The sequence below is a fragment of the Actinomadura rayongensis genome (genome assembly GCF_009831215.1).
GTDB lineage: Bacteria > Actinomycetota > Actinomycetes > Streptosporangiales > Streptosporangiaceae > Spirillospora > Spirillospora rayongensis.
Map to the genome: position 1 here is coordinate 211,820 of NZ_WUTW01000001.1, position 21,113 is coordinate 232,932.

General features: G+C 69.2%; 18 protein-coding genes. All 18 read left to right on the forward strand.

Annotated features, from left to right (window positions below; translation table 11 throughout):
• Positions 1 to 251: 251 nt before the first annotated feature.
• The 18 genes from rplK to rpoB all read left to right on the forward strand — a co-directional run bounded on the left by rplK (position 252) and on the right by rpoB (position 21,109).
• Entirely contained in the window at positions 252 to 683 is a 432-nt protein-coding gene (gene rplK / locus GQ466_RS00985; protein ID WP_161100885.1) for a 50S ribosomal protein L11, read from the forward strand.
• Between the two features lie 67 nt (positions 684 to 750).
• Positions 751 to 1,467 carry a 50S ribosomal protein L1 gene (gene rplA, locus GQ466_RS00990; RefSeq protein ID WP_161100886.1) on the forward strand — a complete coding sequence of 239 codons (717 nt, stop codon included), beginning with the start codon at positions 751 to 753 and terminating at the stop codon, positions 1,465 to 1,467.
• Positions 1,468 to 1,665: 198 nt separating this feature from the next.
• Positions 1,666 to 2,511, forward strand: a complete 846-nt coding sequence (locus GQ466_RS00995; protein ID WP_161100887.1) for an SCO4651 family lipoprotein — start codon at positions 1,666 to 1,668, stop codon at positions 2,509 to 2,511.
• A gap of 143 nt (positions 2,512 to 2,654) precedes the next feature.
• A complete protein-coding gene (locus GQ466_RS01000) occupies positions 2,655 to 3,494 on the forward strand; it encodes an SCO4651 family lipoprotein (protein ID WP_337193266.1) in 840 nt (279 codons plus the stop codon).
• 440 nt (positions 3,495 to 3,934) lie between these two features.
• Entirely contained in the window at positions 3,935 to 4,516 is a 582-nt protein-coding gene (gene rplJ / locus GQ466_RS01005) for a 50S ribosomal protein L10 (RefSeq protein ID WP_161100888.1), read from the forward strand.
• Between the two features lie 57 nt (positions 4,517 to 4,573).
• Entirely contained in the window at positions 4,574 to 4,963 is a 390-nt protein-coding gene (rplL, locus tag GQ466_RS01010) for a 50S ribosomal protein L7/L12 (protein ID WP_161100889.1), read from the forward strand.
• Positions 4,964 to 5,546: 583 nt separating this feature from the next.
• On the forward strand, positions 5,547 to 6,587 hold the full coding sequence (locus tag GQ466_RS01015) for an ATP-binding cassette domain-containing protein (RefSeq protein ID WP_161100890.1): 1,041 nt from the start codon (positions 5,547 to 5,549) through the stop codon (positions 6,585 to 6,587).
• Complete coding sequence (locus GQ466_RS01020) at positions 6,587 to 7,438, forward strand: MlaE family ABC transporter permease (protein WP_272917916.1); 852 nt, start codon at positions 6,587 to 6,589, stop codon at positions 7,436 to 7,438. The genes GQ466_RS01015 and GQ466_RS01020 overlap by 1 nt, the downstream gene beginning before the upstream one ends.
• Positions 7,438 to 8,286, forward strand: a complete 849-nt coding sequence (locus GQ466_RS01025; protein WP_161100891.1) for an MlaE family ABC transporter permease — start codon at positions 7,438 to 7,440, stop codon at positions 8,284 to 8,286. Before GQ466_RS01020 ends, GQ466_RS01025 begins: the two co-directional genes overlap by 1 nt.
• Before the next feature lie 4 nt (positions 8,287 to 8,290).
• Complete coding sequence (locus GQ466_RS01030; RefSeq protein ID WP_161100892.1) at positions 8,291 to 9,634, forward strand: MCE family protein; 1,344 nt, start codon at positions 8,291 to 8,293, stop codon at positions 9,632 to 9,634.
• A gap of 5 nt (positions 9,635 to 9,639) precedes the next feature.
• The gene (locus GQ466_RS01035; RefSeq protein ID WP_161100893.1) at positions 9,640 to 10,662 is read left to right on the forward strand and encodes an MCE family protein; all 1,023 of its coding nucleotides are present in this window, start codon (positions 9,640 to 9,642) and stop codon (positions 10,660 to 10,662) included.
• The gene (locus GQ466_RS01040; RefSeq protein WP_161100894.1) at positions 10,662 to 11,717 is read left to right on the forward strand and encodes an MCE family protein; all 1,056 of its coding nucleotides are present in this window, start codon (positions 10,662 to 10,664) and stop codon (positions 11,715 to 11,717) included. Before GQ466_RS01035 ends, GQ466_RS01040 begins: the two co-directional genes overlap by 1 nt.
• 16 nt (positions 11,718 to 11,733) lie before the next feature.
• Positions 11,734 to 12,954: an MCE family protein gene (locus tag GQ466_RS01045; RefSeq protein ID WP_337193267.1), complete on the forward strand. Its 1,221-nt coding sequence runs from the start codon at positions 11,734 to 11,736 to the stop codon at positions 12,952 to 12,954.
• A complete protein-coding gene (locus tag GQ466_RS01050) occupies positions 12,951 to 14,207 on the forward strand; it encodes an MCE family protein (RefSeq protein ID WP_161100895.1) in 1,257 nt (418 codons plus the stop codon). The genes GQ466_RS01045 and GQ466_RS01050 overlap by 4 nt, the downstream gene beginning before the upstream one ends.
• The gene (locus tag GQ466_RS01055) at positions 14,204 to 15,610 is read left to right on the forward strand and encodes an MCE family protein (protein ID WP_161100896.1); all 1,407 of its coding nucleotides are present in this window, start codon (positions 14,204 to 14,206) and stop codon (positions 15,608 to 15,610) included. The genes GQ466_RS01050 and GQ466_RS01055 overlap by 4 nt, the downstream gene beginning before the upstream one ends.
• Positions 15,577 to 16,089: a hypothetical protein gene (locus GQ466_RS01060; protein ID WP_337193268.1), complete on the forward strand. Its 513-nt coding sequence runs from the start codon at positions 15,577 to 15,579 to the stop codon at positions 16,087 to 16,089. The genes GQ466_RS01055 and GQ466_RS01060 overlap by 34 nt, the downstream gene beginning before the upstream one ends.
• Positions 16,086 to 17,243, forward strand: a complete 1,158-nt coding sequence (locus tag GQ466_RS01065) for a hypothetical protein (protein WP_161100897.1) — start codon at positions 16,086 to 16,088, stop codon at positions 17,241 to 17,243. Before GQ466_RS01060 ends, GQ466_RS01065 begins: the two co-directional genes overlap by 4 nt.
• Before the next feature lie 389 nt (positions 17,244 to 17,632).
• A complete protein-coding gene (gene rpoB / locus GQ466_RS01070; RefSeq protein WP_161100898.1) occupies positions 17,633 to 21,109 on the forward strand; it encodes a DNA-directed RNA polymerase subunit beta in 3,477 nt (1,158 codons plus the stop codon).
• Positions 21,110 to 21,113 lie beyond the last annotated feature (4 nt).

Genomic DNA, 21,113 nt, shown 5'->3' on the forward strand with positions numbered 1-21,113 from the left:
CATCGTCCGGGAACGCCCTCGCGTACGCGGGGGCGTTTCGCTTCGCCTAGACTTGCTCGTCGGCCCCGCGTCTGCGGGGATGGTCCGGTTCAGTTGAACGCGGGTGCTGCGACTCCCGCGCGTGCCCCGCGTCCGCGGGGATCAGCCGGATCGCCACATCAGCGGTTCCTACGTCATGGACGAGTCCCTGCCATGCCGTTGCCCGGACGTCCGGGAGTCGGAACCGAAGAAATTGGGACAGAGGAGGGCACATGCCCCCGAAGAAGAAGAAAATCGCCGCAATCGTCAAAGTCCAGCTCAATGCGGGCGCGGCGACCCCGGCGCCGCCGGTCGGTACCGCCCTCGGTCCGCACGGCGTCAACATCATGGACTTCTGCAAGCAGTACAACGCCGCGACCGAGGCCCAGCGCGGCAACGTGATCCCCGTCGAGATCACGATCTACGAGGACCGCTCGTTCTCCTTCGTCACCAAGACCCCGCCCGCGGCGCAGCTCATCCTCAAGGCCGCCGGGGTGGAGAAGGGCTCGGGCGAGCCCCACAAGACGAAGGTCGGCTCGGTGACCGCGGACCAGATCCGCGAGATCGCCACCACCAAGATGCCCGACCTCAACGCCACCACGATCGAGGCGGCGGAGAAGATCGTGGCGGGCACCGCCCGCTCGATGGGCATCGAGGTCAAGTGACCCGTCCCCGCCGGGGACGGACGACAGTGGGAGGGCCCTGCGCGGTCCGCACCACGAAGGAGAGAACATGAAGCGCAGCAAGGCGTACCGCTCGGCGGACGAGCGCATCGACCGCGACAAGCTGTACAGCCCGCTGGAGGCGGTGCAGCTGGCGAAGGAGACGGCCGCCACCAAGTTCGACGCGACCGTCGAGGTGGCCCTGCGGCTGGGCGTCGACCCCCGCAAGGCCGACCAGATGGTCCGCGGCACCGTCAACCTGCCGAACGGCACCGGCAAGACCGCGCGCGTGCTGGTCTTCGCCGGTGGCGCGAAGGCGGAGGAGGCCCGTGAGGCCGGGGCGGACATCGTCGGCTCCGACGACCTGATCGAGCGGATCCAGGGCGGCTTCCTGGACTTCGACGCGGTCGTCGCGACGCCGGACCAGATGGGCAAGGTCGGTCGGCTGGGCCGCGTGCTCGGCCCGCGCGGTCTGATGCCGAACCCGAAGACCGGCACGGTGACGATGGACGTGGCCAAGGCCGTCACCGACATCAAGGGCGGGAAGATCGAGTTCCGGGTGGACCGGCACGCGAACCTGCACTTCATCATCGGCAAGGCGTCGTTCTCCGAGCGTCAGCTTCTGGAGAACTACGCGGCGGCGATCGAGGAGATCCAGCGGCTCAAGCCGTCGGCGGCCAAGGGCCGGTACGTCAAGAAGGCGACGCTGACCACGTCGATGGGCCCGGGCATCCCGGTGGACCCGAACGCGGTGCGCAACGTCGTGGCGGAGCTGGTCGAGGCCTGATCCGGCTTTCTCGAAGGGCGCTTCCCCGGGCGGGGAGGCGCCTTTCGTCGTCTCGGGGGTCGGCAGAACGTTGCAGTGCGGGGTACGCCGCGAGGCGGACCCGGGGCCGGTTCTTTCGTCCCGGTGGGGGATGTCGGGCGGGTGCGCTCGGGACGAGACTGGATTCCGATCGGACAGGCGACCGAGGAGGGACCCGAGATGAGACGACGAGTCGCGGTGGCGGCGGGCGGCGCGGCGCTGGGCGCCGCGCTCGCGCTGACGGGCTGCAACGCCGACGGCGGCGGGACGACCGGCGCGCTGAAGCTGAGTGCGAACGAGGCCTTGCTGCGGACTTCGCAGAAGACGGTCAAGGCGGACTCGTTCAAGGCGGCGCTGACCGTCCGGGACGGGGACGGCGGCGGTGAGATCAAGGGGACGGGCTGGTTCCGGCTGCGTCCGCAGCTCGCGTTCAGCGCGAAGCTGGACGGGCTGGGCTTCGGCGGTGCGGCTTCGGGGGCGTCCGCGCAGGCGATCTTCACGGGGAACACGCTGTACGCGAAGATCCCGCAGGCGGCGCGGTTCGTGGCGGACGGCAAGCCGTGGCTGAAGATCGACGTGGCGCAGGTGCAGCAGCGGACGGGCTTCGACGTGAAGGGCCTGATCGGGCAGCTCCAGCAGATCGACCCGGCGGAGCAGACGAAGATGTTCACCGGTTCCAAGGACGCGCGCCGGGTGGGCGAGGAGACGGTGGACGGGGTGAAGACCGTCCATTACACCGGCACGGTGACGGTCGGCGAGGCGCTGAAGCGGCTGGACGCGCAGCAGCAGGAGAACGCCCGCAAGTACCTTCCGCAGGGCGCGGCGGACAAGAAGCTCACGTTCGACCTGTGGGTGGACGGTTCGGGCCTGCCGCGCAAGGTCGTGACGAAGGGCTTCGGCCGTTCGGGCGGGAACGGGACGGCGCAGGTGCTCTACAGCGACTACGGCAAGAAGGTGTCGGTGAACCCGCCGCCGGCGGACCAGGTCGGCGCGCTGACGCTGGAGGGTCTGCTCAACGGGCACTGACGCGCGAGATCACGTTTTGGTCAGGGGTGTGAACGGGTTGAGCCAGGGGCGCGTGCCGGCGAACCGAATCGGTGTCCGCCGCGTCTGAACAGGGACGAACTGGCGGAAACGCCCTTGGCTCCCCACCCCCTGGAGGAAGAACTGTGAAGTCGCGTCGTCTCGTCGTGAGCGCAGCCGCGGTCACCGGCCTCGCCCTGTCCCTGACCGGATGCCTGGGCTCGGCGGGCGACAAGGCGGGGGAGGCGGGCAAGAACCTCAGGCTCACGGCGGCGGAGATCCTCGGCCGCACCGCCGAGCGCGCCGGCCGCACCGACACGTACACGATGAAGATCGACGTGGACGGTCAGGGCGGCGTCAGCATGAAGATGTCGGCGGCCGTGCGGATCCGTCCGTCGGTGGCGATGCACCTCACCACCGAGCCGACGGCGGTGCAGGGCACCCGCGTCCCGGGCTTCGAGGCGATCCTGGACGCCCAGGCGATGTACCTCAAGATGCCGGCGCTCGCCGCGACCAACGGCGGCAAGCCCTGGTCGAAGATCGCGCTGTCGGATCTGAGCGCGACGTCCGGCCTGAACCTGTCCGGCCTGATGGACCAGGCCAAGCAGCAGAGCCCGGCCGAGCAGACGAAGATGCTGACGGCGTCGCAGGACGTCCGCGAGGTGGGCACCGAGACCGTCGACGGCGTTCCGACCCGCCACTTCACCGGCACCGTCCCGGTCACCGCCGCGCTCGGCAAGCTCGACGCGCAGACCCGCGCGAAGCTGGAGCAGCAGTACCAGAAGCTCGGCGCCTCGACGTTGACGTTCGACCTGTGGGTCGGCTCGGACGACCTGCCGCGCAAGATGGTCAGCCGCCTCAGCACGTCGGCGGGCCCGATGACGACGACGGCGACGTACTCCGGCTACAACAAGCCGGTCGACGTGACGCCGCCGCCCGCGTCCGAGGTGGGCACCGTGAAGCTCCCCGGCAGCCCCGGCGCCTGACCCGACGACCCGCGAAGGGCCCGCGGCCACCAGGCCGCGGGCCCTTCCGCATTCCCCACGCGCACCGCGCCCGTCCGCGCGCACCGCGCCCATCTGCGCGCGCTGCGGGCACCGCGCGCTCTGCCCGGCTGGAGGGCGTCGACGTGGGGGCATGACCAAACGAAGTTGGCATCGGGAGGTTTCGCACGTAGTCTGTGTGGTGCCGAAGACCGCCGGTCGTCGCCCGTGAGGGCGGCCGAAGGACCCGAACGAGATTTCGGGCGGCCCGCGTAGGTGTGATGTGAGCTTCGCATGACCGATGTGTCGTGTCCGACGCCCCGCGCGCCTGCGCCGGGGCGTTCCTGTTTTCCGGGAGATTTCGCCCCGGCGGCTTCCCACCAGGTCGGCGTGCCGTGTTCGTTCGCGGCCCGCCACCACCCAGGTAATCGGAAGGAGGCCACATGGCCAAGGCCGAGAAGGCCACGGCGATCGCCGAGCTCAAGAGCGAGTTCGAGGGCTCGAACGGCGCCGTGCTGACCGAATACCGCGGGCTCACGGTGGCGCAGCTCAAGGAGCTGCGCACCAACCTCGGCGCGAACGCGAAGTTCGCCGTCGTGAAGAACACGCTGACCAAGCGCGCCGCCGCGGACGCGGGGGTCGACGAGGAGTTCCGGGCGCTGCTCGAAGGACCCTCGGCGATCGCGTTCGTGACCGGTGACGTGGTCGAGGCCGCCAAGGGCCTGCGCGACTTCGCGAAGGCGAACCCGCTGCTGGTGATCAAGGGCGGCTACATCGACGGCAAGTCGATGAACGCCGGCGAGGTCGGCCAGCTCGCGGACCTGGAGTCCCGCGAGGTGCTCCTCGCGAAGCTGGCCGGTGCGATGAAGGGCTCGATGGCGAAGGCCGCGGCCACCTTCAACGCGCTGCCGACCCAGACCGCGCAGCTCGTCGAGGCCCTGCGCGTCAAGCGCGAGGCCGCCGGCGAGACCGCCGAGGCCGTCGACGCGGCTCCGGCCGACGCCGAAGCGGCGCCCGCCGAGTAGGTCCGTCCCGCGGTACGACACATTTCAGACGCCCATCCCTCAACCGGAGGAACAATCATGGCGAAGCTCAGCACCGACGAGCTCCTGGAGACCTTCAAGGAGATGACCCTCCTGGAGCTCTCGGACTTCGTGAAGCAGTTCGAGGAGGTCTTCGACGTCAAGGCCGCCGCCCCGGTCGCCGCCGTGGCCGCCGCCCCCGGCGCCGCCGGCCCGGCCGCCGAGGCCGCGCCCGAGCAGGACGAGTTCGACGTCATCCTCGAGGCCGCCGGCGACAAGAAGATCCAGGTCATCAAGGAGGTCCGCGGCCTCACGAGCCTCGGCCTCAAGGAGGCCAAGGACCTGGTCGACGGCGCGCCGAAGCCGCTGCTGGAGAAGGTCAACAAGGAGACGGCCGACAAGGCCAAGGAGGCCCTGGAGAAGGCCGGCGCGACGGTCACCGTCAAGTAAGGCGCTTCTCCCGGAGACTTCCGGAGCCGTGCGGCTCGGCTCCGAGCACGTCTTCTGACGAGGGCGGTCGTCCCACCAGGCGGTGGGACGGCCGCCCTCGTCGCGTTCCGGGAATCCCTCGACGCGGAGCGTCGCGTCCGGCCATAATGCGTGACCCGGACCCTCACCGATGAGCAGGAGACCGGCCCCGATCCGGGCGAACTCTGTACGTCGGTGATAAATCCGGAGGTCAAACAGTGTCAGCGGGCGCGTTGTCCGGTACGTCACACTCGGCGTAGCGTCCCAGGAGACACAGCGGCCACCCCCGCCACGCTCCCCGCCGCCCCACCCCCGCTTGAGGTGCAGGTTCTTGAATCAAGTCTCACGTAAGTAACGATTTCCGCACAACGTACGTTCTGTTCGCGGTTCCGCGCCTCCGGCCTCTTCCCTTTTTGGAGGAGCCCGCTACGGTAGTGGCACCCGCCACAGCTACCCGGTAGTAGCAACGGTGCGGATACCAGGTGTGACGGACGATGACCGCGCGGCCCCCCGGTGCGCGCATTGTGGCTCCGGACCTACCCCCGGCCTGGACGAAAGGTGACGAGTGGGCGTCGAAATCAGAGTCGAAGGACTGACGAAGGCCTTCGGCCGCCAGACGATCTGGCAGGACGTGTCCCTGACCGTTCCCGCAGGAGAGATCTCCGTTCTCCTCGGCCCGTCCGGAACGGGCAAGTCGGTCTTCCTGAAGTCCCTGGTGGGACTGCTGAAGCCCGACCGCGGGCACATCTGGATCGGCGACCGCGACCTGCCGTACCTGCCCGAGCACCAGCTCTACGAGACGCGGAAGCTGTTCGGCGTCCTGTTCCAGGACGGCGCGCTGTTCGGTTCGATGAACCTGTACGACAACATCGCGTTCCCGCTGCGCGAGCACACGAAGAAGTCCGAGTCCGACATCCGTCGCGTGGTGATGGAGAAGATGGACATGGTCGGTCTTCTGGGCTCGGAGAACAAGCTTCCCGGTGAGATCTCCGGCGGTATGAAGAAGCGCGCCGGCCTGGCCCGCGCGCTCGTCCTGGACCCCGAGATCCTGCTGGTGGACGAGCCGGACTCCGGTCTCGACCCGGTCCGCACGGCGCTGCTGAACCAGCTCTTCATCGACCTGAACGCGCAGATCAACGCGACGTTCCTGATCGTCACGCACGACATCAACACGGCGCGGACGATCCCCGACAACATCGGCATGCTCTACCGGCGCGAACTGGTGATGTTCGGGCCGCGCGAGATGCTGCTGTCCAGTGAGGAGCCGGTCGTCCGCCAGTTCCTCAACGCCCGCCGGGCCGGTCCGATCGGCATGTCGGAGGAGAAGGACGTCTCCGAGCTCGAAGCCGAGTCGAAGATGGGCCTGGACGTCGGCACGCTGCCCCCGATCCAGCCGCAGCTCATGCCGAGTGACGGCCGGATCCGCGCCGCCCAGCACGCGCCCGGCGCGTGGTGCGCCGCGCACGGGGTGACGCCGCCGCCGGGCTCGTTCGTCGACGACCTCGGCCGCAACTGGGTCGAGGAGTGGCCGCGGTACGTGGCGTCGCAGCAGGCGGCTGCGATGCACGGAGGACAGCCGGGGCACCCTGGAGGTGCTCAGTACTGATGTCCACTCCTGGTATCGGCGCGAACCAGGCAGAGGCACGCAAGGGGGGCGGCGGCTCGGCCGCCCTCCGCAAGTTCTCCGACGGTGCGACCAATGTCGCCATCAAGGAACCCGGTCGTTTCTTCGCCCTGGTGCTCGACACCTTCCGGGCGATGTTCCAGTGGCCGTTCCAGTGGCGTGAGTTCATCCAGCAGTCCTGGTTCATCGTCAGCGTGACGGTGGTCCCGACCATGCTGGTCGCGATCCCCTTCGGCGGTGTCCTGTCGCTGCAGGTCGGCGGGCTGATCCGGCAGCTCGGCGCGCAGTCCTACACGGGTGCGACGGCGGTCGTCGCGATCGTCCGCGAGGCCAGCCCGCTGGTGACCTCGCTGCTGGTCGCGGGGGCCGCCGGGTCGGCGATGTGCGCCGACATCGGCGCCCGCAAGATCCGCGAGGAGATCGACGCGATGGAGGTGCTGGGGATCAACCCCCTGCACCGGCTCGTCGTGCCCCGCGTGTTCGCGTGCGCGTTCATCGCGCTGTTCCTGAACGGCCTGGTCTCGGTGGTCGGCCTGATGGGCGGCTACGTCTTCAACGTCGTCCTGCAGAACGGGACGCCCGGCGCGTACCTGGCGTCGTTCAACGCGATGGCCCAGCTCCCCGACCTGCTGCAGGCGGAGTTCAAGGCGTTCCTGTTCGGCGTGACGGCCGGCCTGGTCGCCGCCTACAAGGGCCTGAACGCCAAGGGCGGGCCGAAGGGCGTCGGCGACGCGGTCAACCAGACCGTCGTCATCACCTTCATGCTCCTGTTCGTGGAGAACTTCATCGTCTCCACGCTGTACTTCCAGTTCGTTCCGTCGAAGGGCATGTGATGGCCGCCCCCTCGAAGACGGGCAAAGCGCTGTCCCGCGCGGTGAGCGGGCCCCTGGAGAGCCTGGACGACCTCGGCCGCCAGGTCTCGTTCTACTCGCGCGCGTTCGCGTGGACGTTCCGCGTCCTGCGCCGCTACCGCACCGAGGTGCTGCGGCTGCTCGCCGAGGTCAGCCTCGGCACCGGCGGTCTCGCGGTGATCGGCGGCTCGGTGGTCATCGTCGCGTTCATGACGTTCTTCACCGGCAGCCAGGTCGGTCTCCAGGGCTTCAACTCGCTGGACCAGATCGGCACGTCCGCGCTGACGGGCTTCGTCGCGTCGTACTTCAACACGCGCGAGATCGCGCCGCTGGTGTCGGCGCTGGCGCTGTCGGCGACGGTCGGCTGCGGCTTCACCGCGCAGCTCGGCGCGATGCGGATCTCCGACGAGATCGACGCGCTGGAGGTCATGGGCATCCCGTCCATGCCGTACCTGGTGACGACGCGGATGATCGCCGGGATGATCGCGGTGGTCCCGCTGTACGTGGTGGGCCTGCTGGCGTCCTACGGCGCGACGCGGTTCGTCGTGACGGCGACGTACGGGCAGTCGACCGGCACCTACGACCACTACTTCAACCTGTTCCTCCCGCCCCAGGACATCCTGTGGTCGTTCTTGAAGATCATCATCTTCGCGATCCTCGTGATGCTCATCCACTGCTACTTCGGCTTCACCGCGAGCGGCGGCCCGGCGGGCGTCGGGACGGCCGTGGGCCGCGCCGTCCGGACGAGCATCGTCGTCGTCAGCGTCGTGGACCTGCTGCTCGGCATGGCGATCTGGGGCACCTCGACCGACGTCCGGATTGCGGGGTGACGGGATGACGCACGCTGCGGGTCCCGGCGCGCGCGGGCTGTCCGAGCAGATGCGGTACCGGCTGCTCGGTGTCGCGATGCTGCTGGTGATGGCCCTGCTGCTGGCGCTGACGGTGGCGCTGTTCAACAAGGCGCTGACCCCGGTCGTCCGGGTGAAGGTGGACGCGGAACGCGCGGGGCTCCAGCTCCTGCCGCACTCCGACGTCAAGGTGCGCGGGCTGATCGTGGGCGAGGTCCGCGCGACGCACGCGACCGACAAGGGCGCGACGCTCGACCTCGCGCTCGACCCGGGCAAGGCCAAGCTCGTCCCGGACAACGTCCAGGCGCGGCTGCTGCCGAAGACGCTGTTCGGCGAGAAGTACGTGGACCTCCAGATCCCGGCGCAGCCGGGGCCGCTCGGGCTGCGCGCCGGCCAGGTGATCCGGCAGGACCGCTCCCAGGCCGCCGTCGAGATCGACCAGGTGCTGGACAACCTGCTGCCGCTGTTGCAGGCCGTCAAGCCCGAGGAGCTGAACGCGACGCTGAACGCGCTCGCGACGGCGCTGCAGGGCCGCGGCGACCAGCTCGGCCGCGACCTGGCGAAGGCCGACGACCTGCTGAAGCGGATCAACCCGCAGCTCGGGAACCTCGTCTACAACCTCAACGGCCTCGCCGACACCGCCGACGTCTACAACCGCGCGGCGCCCGACCTGCTGCAGACGTTCCGGAACCTGAACGTCACCAGCACGACGGTCACCGACAAGAAGGCGACGATCGAGCAGATCCTGCCGCAGACGACGGCGTTCGCCGGGCACGCCAACCGGTTCATGACGACCAACGCCCCGAAGATCATCGGGTTCAACGTGGCGAACCGGGCGGGCCTGGACCTCATCGCCAAGTACGCGCCGTCGCTGCCGTGCGTGTTCGAGGGGCTGGACAAGATCCGTCCGGAGATGGAGCGGGTCGCGGGCGCGAACGGGTCCACGACCTACAACCTGACGATCGAGATCGTGAAGCCGCGCCCCGGCTACAAGAACCCGCTGGACCTGCCGGAGGTCAAGGACTACCGCGGTCCGCGCTGCTACAACCTGCCGAACCCGAAGGTCCCCTTCCCCGACTACCTCGCCCTGGACGGGACCGAGGACGACCTGTGGTGGAAGAACCCCGACCCGAAGGACGGCCCGACCACGACGACGCGGAACCGTCCGGTCTCCAACGTCTTCGTCGACCCGGGCACGCAGATGAGCGAGAAGAACAAGATCAAGAACATCGTCGGGCCGCTCACCCGGACCGACGCCGACGACGTCTCCGACGTCGCGGCGCTGATGTTCGGCCCGCTCATGCAGGGATCGGTGGTGACCGTCAAGTGAAGACCATGAGCTCCGGCCTCAAGCTGCTCGTGTTCGTCGTGCTGACGTCGGTCGCGACCGGCGTCCTGGCGATGACGATCACCAACCAGCGGTTCTCCGGCACCCGCAGCTACAAGGCGATCTTCACCGACGTCGCGGGGCTGCTGAAGAACGACGACGTGCGGATCTCCGGCGTCCGCGTCGGCCAGGTCAAGAAGATCCGGCTGTTCCGCGGCAACCAGGCCGAGGTGACGTTCGACGTCGACAAGTCCGGCGCGCTCGCCGCCGGCCTGCCGACCTCCACGCAGGCGCAGATCCGCTACCGCAACCTCATGGGGCAGCGGTACCTGTCGCTGTCGCAGGGGCCGGGCGCCGCGAACCAGTACCTGCACCCGGGCGGAACGATCCCGGTCTCGCAGACGCAGCCCGCGCTGGACCTGACGGTCCTGTTCAACGGGTTCCGCCCGCTGTTCCAGGCGCTGGAGCCGAAGGACGTCAACACGCTCGCGACGCAGATCGTCCAGACCCTCCAGGGCGAGGGCGGGACGGTCAACAGCCTGCTCACCCACGTCGCGTCGCTGACGAACACGCTCGCCGACCGCGACCGCGTCATCGGCCGCGTCATCGACAACCTCAACGAGGTGCTCGGCACGATCGACGCCCGGCACGAGCAGGTGAACCAGATGGTCACCGACCTCGGCGGGCTCGTCGCCGGGCTGTCCAACGACCGGCAGGCGATCTTCGACTCGGTGTCGGCGATGAACGACCTCGCCGGGACGACCGCCGACCTGCTCAAGGACGGCCGCCCGGACATCAAGAACGACATCTCGGGCCTGAACCAGCTCGCCGCGACGCTGGCCGACAACCGCGGCGTCCTCGACAAGGGCCTGCAGCGGACGCCGTCGCGGCTGCGCGGGCTGATCAACATCTCCTCGTACGGCTCCTGGTTCAACATGTACATCTGCGGTCTCGACGCCCGCGTCCGGCTGCCCGGCGGCCCGGTGTACCAGACGCCCGCGATCATGAACGAGAACGCGAGGTGCAAGTGATGAGGGTTCCGTTCCGGGCGCGCAATCCCGTCCCCATCGCCGTCGCCGGGTTCGCGGTCATCGTCGCGGCGCTGCTGCTGGCGATGAACCTGAAGAACATCCCGTTCTTCACCGGCGGCAAGACCCACACCGCGTCGTTCGCCGAGGCGGCCGGGCTGAAGTCCGGCGAGGAGGTGCGGATCGCGGGCGTGAAGGTCGGCCAGGTCACCGCGCTCGACCTCGCGGGCGACCACGTCAGGGTCACCTTCCGGGTGGACGACGGCGTGCGGCTCGGCGCGCTCACCCGCGCCGAGATCAAGATCAAGACGATGCTCGGCCAGCACTACCTGGCGCTGGACCCGCGCGGCGGCGGCACGCTCGGCCGCAACATCCCGCTGGACCGGACGGCGACGCCGTTCGAGGTCGTCCCGGCGATCAGCGAGCTGGGCCAGCGCGTCGGGAAGATCGACACGCAGCAGGTCGCGAAGTCGTTCAACACGCTGTCGGAGACGTTCCAGAACTCCCCGGAGGAGATCAAGGCGTCCCTGCAGGGGCTGCGGCGGCTGTCGAACACGGTCGCGTCCCGCGACGACCAGCTCCACGAGCTGGCCGGACGCGCCAAGGACGTCTCCGGGCTCCTCGCCGACCGCAACCAGGACCTCAGCAAGCTCATCGCCGACGCCAACAAGGTGATGCAGGCCGTCCAGGCGCGCCGGGACGTGATCCACCAGCTCCTGGTGAACACCGTCCTGTTCTCCCAGCAGGTCAACGGGCTGATCAACGACAACAACGCCCAGCTCCGGCCGATGCTCGACAACCTGCAGAAGGTCAGCGCGGTCCTGCTGAAGAACCAGGACAACCTGGACAAGACGCTGAAGTACTTCGCGCCGTACGTCCGGCAGTTCACCGACGTCACGGGCACCGGCCGCTGGTTCGACAGCTACATCCAGAACCTGCTGCCCATCCCCGCGTCCATCAAGGACCCCGCGCCCCAGCAGAACGGCGGCGGCACCCGGGGGCCGAGCCAGCCCAACCCGTCCGGCAACAAGGACAACCCGTTGCCGTTCCTCCCGTAGCAGGCAGGTCATTCCAGTGCGCAACTCAGCGACCATTCTCCGCGTCGGGGCCGGCGTCCTCGCCCTCGCGGTGCTGGCGGCCGTCCTGGTGGTACTGCTGCGCGAGCCGAAGCAGCGGCACCTGACGGCGTACTTCACCAGCACCGTCGGCCTCTACAAGGGCGCGGACGTCCGGATCCTCGGCATCTCGGTCGGCCGCGTCACCGGCGTGAAGCCGACCGGCGACGCCGTCCGCGTCGACCTGGAGTACGACGCCAAGTACAAGGTCCCGGCGAACGCCCAGGCGGTCATCGTCAACCAGACGCTGGTGTCGGACCGGTACGTCCAGCTCACGCCCGTCTACAAGGGCGGCGCGGTCCTCGCCGACGACACGACGCTGCCGGTCAGCCGGACCGTCGTCCCCGTCGAGGTGGACGAGGTCACCGGCAGCCTCAGCGACCTCAGCAAGGCCCTCGGCCCCGAGGGCGCCAACCAGGACGGGTCCCTGTCGCGGCTCCTCCAGGTCGGCGCCAACAACCTCAGCGGCCAGGGCACCGACATCCGGCAGACGATCTCCGACACCGCCAAGATGCTGGACACCTTCAGCGCCGACCGCGGCGACATCGCCAAGACGATCGAGAACCTGCGGATCATCACCGACGCGATGAAGGCCAGCGACGGGCAGATCAAGGAGTTCAACACCCGGCTGAACGGCGTGTCCGGGCAGCTCGCGGGGGAGAAGGAGGAGCTGAGCGCGGCGCTGAACACGCTCGGGCCGACGCTGCGCAACGTCCAGAAGTTCGTGAAGGACAACCGCAAGGACCTGTCCACGAGCGTCCGGCAGCTCGCCCAGATCACCGGCGTGCTCGTCAAGGAGAAGGACGCGCTCACCGACGCCCTCACCAACGCGCCCCTCGCCATCAACAACCTCGCCCGCGCCTACGACCCGATCAGCGGCACCATCCACACCCGCGACAACTTCAAGCAGTTCGACAACCTCGCGGACTGGATCTGCTCCCTCGCCTACTCGGTCGGCACCCCGCCCAAGCAGTGCCTGGACTTCGTGACCCCCTACAACGGCATCGGCAAGGCCCTCGCGGGCTTCAGCCTCGACCTGTCGTGGATCACGGCCCTCACCACGCACTACGACCCGGTGCCGATCCCGCCCGACGCCTACGGCCCGAACGGCAAAAAGGCGACGAGCCAGGTCCGCAAGCCCCGCGACATCAACGCGCTTCTCCCCGGAGGTGGCCAGTGATCCGGCGCGCGACCAGGCTCGGCGTCCTCGCGGCCGGGACGGCGGCGGCGCTGTCCGGCTGCGGGTTCAACGGCGTGTCGTCCCTGCCGCTGCCCGGCGGGCCCGGGCTCGGCGGCCACCCGATCACCGTCAGGATCGAGTTCGCCAACGTGCTGGACCTCGTCCCGCAGTCGGTGGTCAAGGTCAACGACGTGTCGGTCGGCAAGGTGTCCAAGGTCCAGCTCGCGGGCGGGGACGGCGGCTGGCACGCCCTCGTCACCGTCCGGATCCGCAGGGACGCCGACCTGCCCGACAACGCCGTCGCGTCCGTCGACCAGACCAGCCTGCTCGGCGAGAAGTTCATCTCGCTGTCGCCGCCGCCGAACGAGCAGCCGAGCGCGAACCGGCTGTCGACCGGCGACCTCATCCCGCTCGCGCGCACGTCGCGGGGCACCGAGGTCGAAGAGGTCCTGTCGGCGATGTCGCTGCTGCTCAACGGCGGCGGCATCGAGCAGGTCTCCACGATCACCCACGAGCTGACCGCCGCGATGAACGGGCGCGAGTCCACGATCAAGTCCGTCCTCGGGCGGGTCGACACGTTCGTCGGGACGCTCGACCGCAACCGCGCCTCGATCACCCGCGCGCTCGACAGCATCGACCGGCTCTCGGCCAAGCTGTCGGACGAGCGCGCCACGATCCGCGACACGATCGACAAGACCGGGCCGGCGCTGACCGTCCTCAACCAGAACCGCGCGGACCTCACCAAGATGCTCACCGCCCTGGACAAGCTCAGCCGCACCACCACGAACGTGATCAACCGGTCGCGGGACGACCTGCTCGCCAACCTCAAGGACCTGGACGTCACCGTCCGGAACCTCAACAAGGCGGGCGACAAGCTGCCCAAGAACCTGGAAGCGCTGATCAACTTCCCGTTCCCGACGACGTTCGGGAACGTCGTCAAGGGCGACTACGGCAACGTCAAGCTCACCGTGGACCTGGACTTCGACTCCATCTCCCAGAACCTGCTCGGCGGCACCGACCTGGACCCCGCGCTCGGCGGCAAGCAGATGGCGTCCCAGCTCAAGGTCCCGAACGTGGCGCTGCCGCAGTCGCCGGTCGGCGCGCTGCCCGACGCGCCCGCCACCGGGCAGGGGGCCGCGCCGACACCGTCCGCCACCCCGACGACCAGCCCGTCGCCGACCGGTAAGACGGGCAAGCCCCGCGCCGCAGGACGCGGCGACGTCGGCAGCCTGATGATGGGGGGCCTGTCGTGATCCTCAAGCGCGGCGTCAAGTTCCAGCTGCTCGTCTTCGCCGTCATCACGGTCGTGGGCGTCTCGATCGTGGCCGTGAAGTACATCGGCTTCGGACGCGGGCTGCTCGGCAAGCAGTACACCGCCTACGTCGACCTCACCGACTCCGGCGGCGTGTTCACCAACGCCGAGGTCACCTACCGGGGCGTCCCGGTCGGACGGGTCGGGCCGATCGAGCTGACCCGCGACGGCATCCGCGTCAAGCTCGTCCTGGAGCGGCAGAAGGGCCGCGAGATCCCGCGCGAGGGGCTGCGCGCGATCGTCGCGAACCGGTCGGCGATCGGCGAGCAGTACATCGACCTCCAGCCGTCGGTCGCGCTGCGCAAGGGCGTTCCGACGCTGGACCAGGGCAGGCCGTACACGATCCCGAAGGAGAACACGGCGCTGCCGGTCTCGACCGCCGACCTGCTGCGGAACGTGAACCAGCTCGTCAGCTCCGTCGACCCCAAGAACCTCGGGACGATCGTGGACGAGCTGGACAAGGCGTTCGCCGGCTCCGCCACCGACCTCCAGAAGATCCTGGACGACACCGACCGCCTCATCGACACCGCGAACCAGGCGTACCCGGACACCAAGAAGCTGCTGGAGAACGGCCGGACCGTCCTCGACACCCAGCGCAGCGAGGGCGCCAACATCGAGGGCTTCGCCAGGAACCTCAACACGCTCACCGCCGCGCTGCGCAAGGACGACCCGGCTCTGCGGGGCACGATCGACGCCGTCCCGGGCGCGGTGTCCCAGACCGACAAGCTGATCAGCGGCCTGGACCCGACGCTGCCCGTCCTGCTCGCCAACCTGACGACGACGGGCCAGATCATCACGTCCCGCGCCAACGGCCTGCGGTCGCTGCTCATCCTGTACCCGGTGACGCTGGCGGGCGCGTCGACCGTCATGCCGGGCGACGGCACCCAGCACATGGGCCTGGAGCTGAACTTCAACTCCCCGCCCGTCTGCGAGAAGGGCTACACCGCCAAGCGGCGCTGGCCGCAGGACACCTCGGTGCGCGAGCCCGACCTCAACGCCGGGTGCAAGCTCCCGAAGAGTTCGCAGAGCGACGTGCGCGGCACCCGCAACATCCCGCAGGACGCCCTGCTGCCCTACCCGAAGGTCCCCGCAGGGGCGACCGACGGCGCCGGATTCCCGGCGGGCGGCGCGACCGGCGGGACGAAGAACGCGACCGGCAACAAGGCCGCGACCTCGGCGAACACGGACGGAACGGTCGCGTTCGCCGGGTACGATCCGACCACCGGAACGGCCTACGGGCCCGACGGGACGCGCTACACCATGCCCCGCACCGCCGGGGTCCGTGAGCTGGGGGAGGAGGCCTCATGGAAGTGGCTGCTGGTAGGGCCGCTCAGCCAGTCCTGACCGCACGCCTCGCGGCGATCGGGGTCCTGATCCTCGTGGCCGCCGCGCTCGGGGTGTACGTCGCGGTCGTCGGGCTGCGCGTGAAGGACGGCAGCGATTCGGCGACGCAGCGGGACCGCGCCGTCCAGGCGGCGCGGCAGCTCGGGGTCAACCTCAACACGCTGGACTACCAGAACGGCCAGCGCGACATCGACCGTATCGTCGCCGGGACGACCGGCAAGCTGAAGGACCAGCTCGCCGGCCAGTCCAAGGCGCTCCTGGACCGGCTCACCCAGACCAAGGCCCGGACGACGGTCAGCGACCCGCAGGCCGCGGTCGTCTCGATCGACGACGACTCCGCCGAGATCATGGTGTCGATGAACGCCACCGTCACCAACGAGAAGGTCAAGAACGCCGCCCCCCAGTACTGGCGGCTCCTGATGGACCTCGACCGGCACGGTGACCGCTGGCTCGTGTCGAACATGGAGATGGTTCCGTGACGATGCTCAGGCGGGGCAAGCGCTCCGGAACGGACGACGAGGGCACGGCCGTCGAGGAGACGCCGGAGGAGACCGTGGCGGACGAGGCAGTGGAGACGCCGGAGAGCGCGCGGGCGCGCCGGGCCGCCGAGCGCGCGCGGGAGGCCGCCCGTGTGGCGGAACTCGCGGAAGAGGCCGCCGAGCGGGCGCGCGAGGCGGCGCGGCTGGCGCAGGTCGCCGCCGAGGCCGCCGGCCGGGTGGACGACGACCCGCTGGACGCCGAGGACGAGACGGCCGACCCGAAGACCGCCGCGACCGACGAGCCCGCCCCGGCGGACGCCGCCGACGCCGGAAAGCCGGATGAGCAGGCCGCCCCCAAGGCCGCCGCCGCGACGGTCGAGGAGACCGATGCCGCCGACGCGAAGGTCGGCACAGGCGCGAAGCCCGACGCCGACGCGGACCCGGAAACCGACGCCGACGCCGGTGTCGAGGGCGCGGCGGACGCCGACACGGACGCGAAAGCCGACGCGAAGGCCGACACGGCGGACGACGCCGCCGCGGCGGACGACGCCGAGGCGAAGAATGAGCCCGCCAAGGGCAAAAAGAGCGGCGCCGCGGCCAAGGTGAAGTTCGAGCGCGGCACGTCCTCGGTCAAGAAAACGGACGCCGCGCCCGGGTTCCTCGCCCGCGTGTCGTCGTGGAGCACGCAGATCATCGCCGCGCTGGCGGTCGTCGTCGTGGCGCTGGCCGTCGCCGGCGTCGTCCTGACGATGAAGGACCGGGACCGGAAGGCGACCGAGCAGGGCACCCGGGACGCGACGGTCGCGGCGTCGCGCGTCGCGCAGGCCGTGTCGTCCTACGACTACCGGACGCTGAAGGACGACTTCAAGGCCGCGTCCCAGCTCACCACCGGCACGCTCCACACCCAGTTCGACAAGTTCGCCCAGCAGCTCACCGCGATGGCGACCGAGCAGCAGGCCGTCTCCACCACGACGGTGCTGAAGTCCGGCGCGCTGACGACGGGCGCGGACAAGGTGGACGTCCTCGTCTACGCCAACCGCAACACCACCACCAAGAACGACAAGCAGCAGCGGCTGCCGGAGCCGCTGCGGATCCGGATCACGATGGAGAAGAAGGGCGGCCACTGGCTGGCGTCCAAGCTCGTCGTCCTGTGAGACGGACCCGCTGAGCGGTCCGCGCGTCCGAAGCGGCCGTCCCCGTCGGGGGCGGTCGCTTCACACGTTCCCGGGCGATACCGGGCAGTGGCGGAAGGGCCCGTAAACTATGGCCTTCCTCACTGCAGGTCAGGGCCTGAAAAGTCCAAGTCCGCTCTTGACTAGCGGCGCGGGAGAAGCGATGCTCGCAGGCAACGTGATGCATACTGCGGTGCTGTACTTGCAAGCGGTGTAGCGGTCGGCTACACTGCTCCTTTGCGCTGCCCTCTGACTTTCCCCGTGTGAGAGCAACCCTGCCTGCGCCCGCTTTGGAGCTTTCGTCGGCAGTCTCGCGCCCGGGGACGTCTGGCGTGCGTGTCGTCACCCGCGAGCCCTCGGAAGGACCACTCTTGGCAGCCTCGCGCAACGCCTCGAATACCGCAACCGGTCCGAACCGCGTCTCCTTCGCGCGCATCAAGGAGCCGCTCGAAGTCCCGGACCTCCTTGCTCTGCAGACCAACTCGTTCGACTGGCTGCTGGGCAACGAGAAGTGGAAGGCCCGGGTCGAGGCGGCCCAGGCGGCAGGAAGCAGAAGCGTCCCGACCCAGTCCGGCCTCGAAGAGATCTTCGAGGAGATCAGTCCCATCGAGGACTTCTCCGGGACCATGTCCCTGTCGTTCCGGGACCACCGCTTCGAGCCGCCCAAGTACTCCGTCGAGGAGTGCAAGGACAAGGACATGACCTACTCCGCCCCGATGTTCGTCACGGCGGAGTTCATCAACAACACCACCGGTGAGATCAAGAGCCAGACGGTGTTCATGGGCGACTTCCCGCTCATGACCTCGAAGGGCACCTTCATCATCAACGGCACCGAGCGGGTGGTCGTCTCCCAGCTCGTCCGGTCGCCGGGTGTCTACTTCGACCGCGCGCTCGACAAGGCCAGCGACAAGGACATCTACGGCTGCAAGGTCATCCCCAGCCGCGGCGCCTGGCTCGAGTTCGAGATCGACAAGCGCGACAACGTGGGCGTGCGCATCGACCGCAAGCGCAAGCAGCCCGTCACGGTGCTGCTCAAGGCGCTCGGCTGGGACGAGGCCCGGATCCGCGAGCGCTTCGGCAACTACGAGTCGATCAACGTCACGCTGGAGAAGGACCACACCTCCGGCCAGGACGACGCGCTGCTCGACATCTACCGCAAGCTGCGGCCGGGCGAGCCGCCGACGCGCGAGTCGGCCCAGACGCTCCTGGAGAACCTGTACTTCAACCCCAAGCGCTACGACCTCGCCAAGGTCGGCCGCTACAAGGTGAACAAGAAGCTCGGGCTCGACCTGGACATGAACCAGGGCACGCTCACCGAGGACGACATCGTCGCCACGATCGAGTACCTCGTCCGGCTGCACGCCGGCGAGGAGGAGGGCACGGTCGGCGCCAACCCCGTGCCGATCGAGGTCGACGACATCGACCACTTCGGCAACCGGCGGCTGCGCACGGTCGGCGAGCTGATCCAGAACCAGGTCCGCCTCGGCCTGGCCCGGATGGAGCGCGTCGTCCGCGAGCGGATGACCACCCAGGACGTCGAGGCGATCACGCCGCAGACCCTGATCAACATCCGGCCGGTCGTGGCGTCCATCAAGGAGTTCTTCGGCACCAGCCAGCTCTCCCAGTTCATGGACCAGACCAACCCGCTGGCGGGCCTGACGCACAAGCGCCGCCTGTCCGCGCTCGGCCCGGGCGGTCTGTCGCGTGAGCGCGCGGGCATGGAGGTCCGCGACGTCCACCCGTCGCACTACGGCCGCATGTGCCCGATCGAGACGCCGGAAGGCCCGAACATCGGCCTGATCGGCTCGCTGGCCGCGTTCGGCCGCGTCAACCCGTTCGGGTTCGTGGAGACGCCGTACCGCAAGGTCGTCGACGGCCGGGTCACCGAGCAGGTGGACTACCTGACCGCCGACGAGGAGGACCGCTACACCATCGCGCAGGCCAACTCGCTCATGAACGAGGACGGCTCGTTCGCCGAGGCCAAGGTCCTGGCGCGCAAGAAGGGCGGCGAGGTCGAGCTGGTCTCCCCGGCGGAGATCCAGTACATGGACGTGTCCGCGCGGCAGATGACCTCGGTCGCCACCGCGATGATCCCGTTCCTGGAGCACGACGACGCCAACCGCGCGCTGATGGGCTCCAACATGCAGCGCCAGTCCGTCCCGCTGCTGCGCAGCGAGGCGCCGCTGGTCGGCACCGGCATGGAGTACCGCGCCGCCGTGGACGCCGGCGACGTCATCGTCGCCGAGAAGGCCGGCGTGGTCGAGGAGGTCTCGGCCGACTACGTGACCGTCATGAACGACGACGGCACGCGGACGACGTACCGGGTCGCGAAGTTCAAGCGGTCCAACCAGGGCACGTGCTTCAACCAGAAGCCGATCGTGGACGAGGGCCAGCGCGTCGAGGTGGGCCAGGTCGTCGCCGACGGCCCGTGCACCGACCACGGCGAGATGGCGCTCGGGAAGAACCTGCTCGTGGCGTTCATGCCGTGGGAGGGCCACAACTACGAGGACGCCATCATCCTCAGCCAGCGCCTGGTGCAGGACGACGTCCTGTCCTCGATCCACATCGAGGAGCACGAGGTCGACGCCCGCGACACCAAGCTGGGCCCCGAGGAGATCACCCGGGACATCCCGAACGTCTCCGAGGAGGTCCTGGCGGACCTGGACGAGCGCGGGATCATCCGGATCGGCGCGGACGTCCGTCCGGGCGACATCCTGGTCGGCAAGGTCACCCCGAAGGGCGAGACCGAGCTGACCCCCGAGGAGCGGCTGCTGCGCGCGATCTTCGGCGAGAAGGCCCGCGAGGTCCGCGACACGTCGCTGAAGGTGCCGCACGGCGAGCAGGGCAAGGTCATCGGCGTCCGGGTGTTCTCCCGTGAAGAGGGCGACGAGCTGCCCCCCGGCGTCAACGAGCTGGTCCGCGTCTACGTGGCGCAGAAGCGCAAGATCACCGACGGCGACAAGCTCGCCGGACGGCACGGCAACAAGGGCGTCATCTCCAAGGTGCTGCCGGTCGAGGACATGCCGTTCCTGGAGGACGGCACCCCGGTCGACATCGTCCTGAACCCGCTCGGCGTGCCCGGCCGCATGAACGTCGGCCAGGTCCTGGAGACGCACCTCGGCTGGGTCGCCTCGCGCGGCTGGAAGGTCGAGGGCGACGACGCCGAGTGGAAGCGCCAGCTCAAGGAGCTCGGCGTGGACGAGGCCCCGCCGTGGACGAACACCGCCACGCCGGTGTTCGACGGCGCCCGGGAGACCGACGTCACCGGCCTGATCGAGAGCACCCTGCCCAACCGGGACGGGAACCGGATGGTCGGTCCCGGCGGCAAGGCGCGGCTGTTCGACGGCCGCACCGGCGAGCCGTACAAGGACCCGATCTCGGTCGGCTACATCTACATCCTGAAGCTGCTCCACCTGGTGGACGACAAGATCCACGCCCGGTCCACCGGCCCCTACTCCATGATCACCCAGCAGCCGCTCGGCGGTAAGGCCCAGTTCGGCGGCCAGCGCTTCGGTGAGATGGAGGTGTGGGCGCTGGAGGCGTACGGCGCGGCCTACGCCCTCCAGGAGCTGCTCACCATCAAGTCCGACGACGTCCTCGGTCGCGTCAAGGTGTACGAGGCGATCGTCAAGGGCGAGAACATCCCCGAGCCCGGCATTCCCGAGTCCTTCAAGGTCCTCATCAAGGAGATGCAGTCGCTGTGCCTCAACGTCGAGGTGCTCTCCAGCGACGGCATGTCGATCGAGATGCGCGACACCGACGAGGACGTCTTCCGCGCGGCGGAGGAGCTCGGCATCGACCTGTCTCGGCGCCCGAACGAGGGTGCGTTGAGCGTCGACGAGGTCTGATCAA

What these genes read in the sequence shown, in the direction of transcription:
- GQ466_RS01020 (WP_272917916.1), top strand. Translation starts at nt 6,587, where the DNA reads ATGTCCACTCCTGGTATCGGCGCGAACCAGGCAGAGGCACGCAAGGGG.
- GQ466_RS01035 (WP_161100893.1), top strand. Translation starts at nt 9,640, where the DNA reads ATGAGCTCCGGCCTCAAGCTGCTCGTGTTCGTCGTGCTGACGTCGGTC.
- GQ466_RS00995 (WP_161100887.1), top strand. Translation starts at nt 1,666, where the DNA reads ATGAGACGACGAGTCGCGGTGGCGGCGGGCGGCGCGGCGCTGGGCGCC.
- rplK (WP_161100885.1), top strand. Translation starts at nt 252, where the DNA reads ATGCCCCCGAAGAAGAAGAAAATCGCCGCAATCGTCAAAGTCCAGCTC.
- rplA (WP_161100886.1), top strand. Translation starts at nt 751, where the DNA reads ATGAAGCGCAGCAAGGCGTACCGCTCGGCGGACGAGCGCATCGACCGC.
- rplJ (WP_161100888.1), top strand. Translation starts at nt 3,935, where the DNA reads ATGGCCAAGGCCGAGAAGGCCACGGCGATCGCCGAGCTCAAGAGCGAG.
- GQ466_RS01040 (WP_161100894.1), top strand. Translation starts at nt 10,662, where the DNA reads ATGAGGGTTCCGTTCCGGGCGCGCAATCCCGTCCCCATCGCCGTCGCC.
- GQ466_RS01030 (WP_161100892.1), top strand. Translation starts at nt 8,291, where the DNA reads ATGACGCACGCTGCGGGTCCCGGCGCGCGCGGGCTGTCCGAGCAGATG.
- GQ466_RS01025 (WP_161100891.1), top strand. Translation starts at nt 7,438, where the DNA reads ATGGCCGCCCCCTCGAAGACGGGCAAAGCGCTGTCCCGCGCGGTGAGC.
- rplL (WP_161100889.1), top strand. Translation starts at nt 4,574, where the DNA reads ATGGCGAAGCTCAGCACCGACGAGCTCCTGGAGACCTTCAAGGAGATG.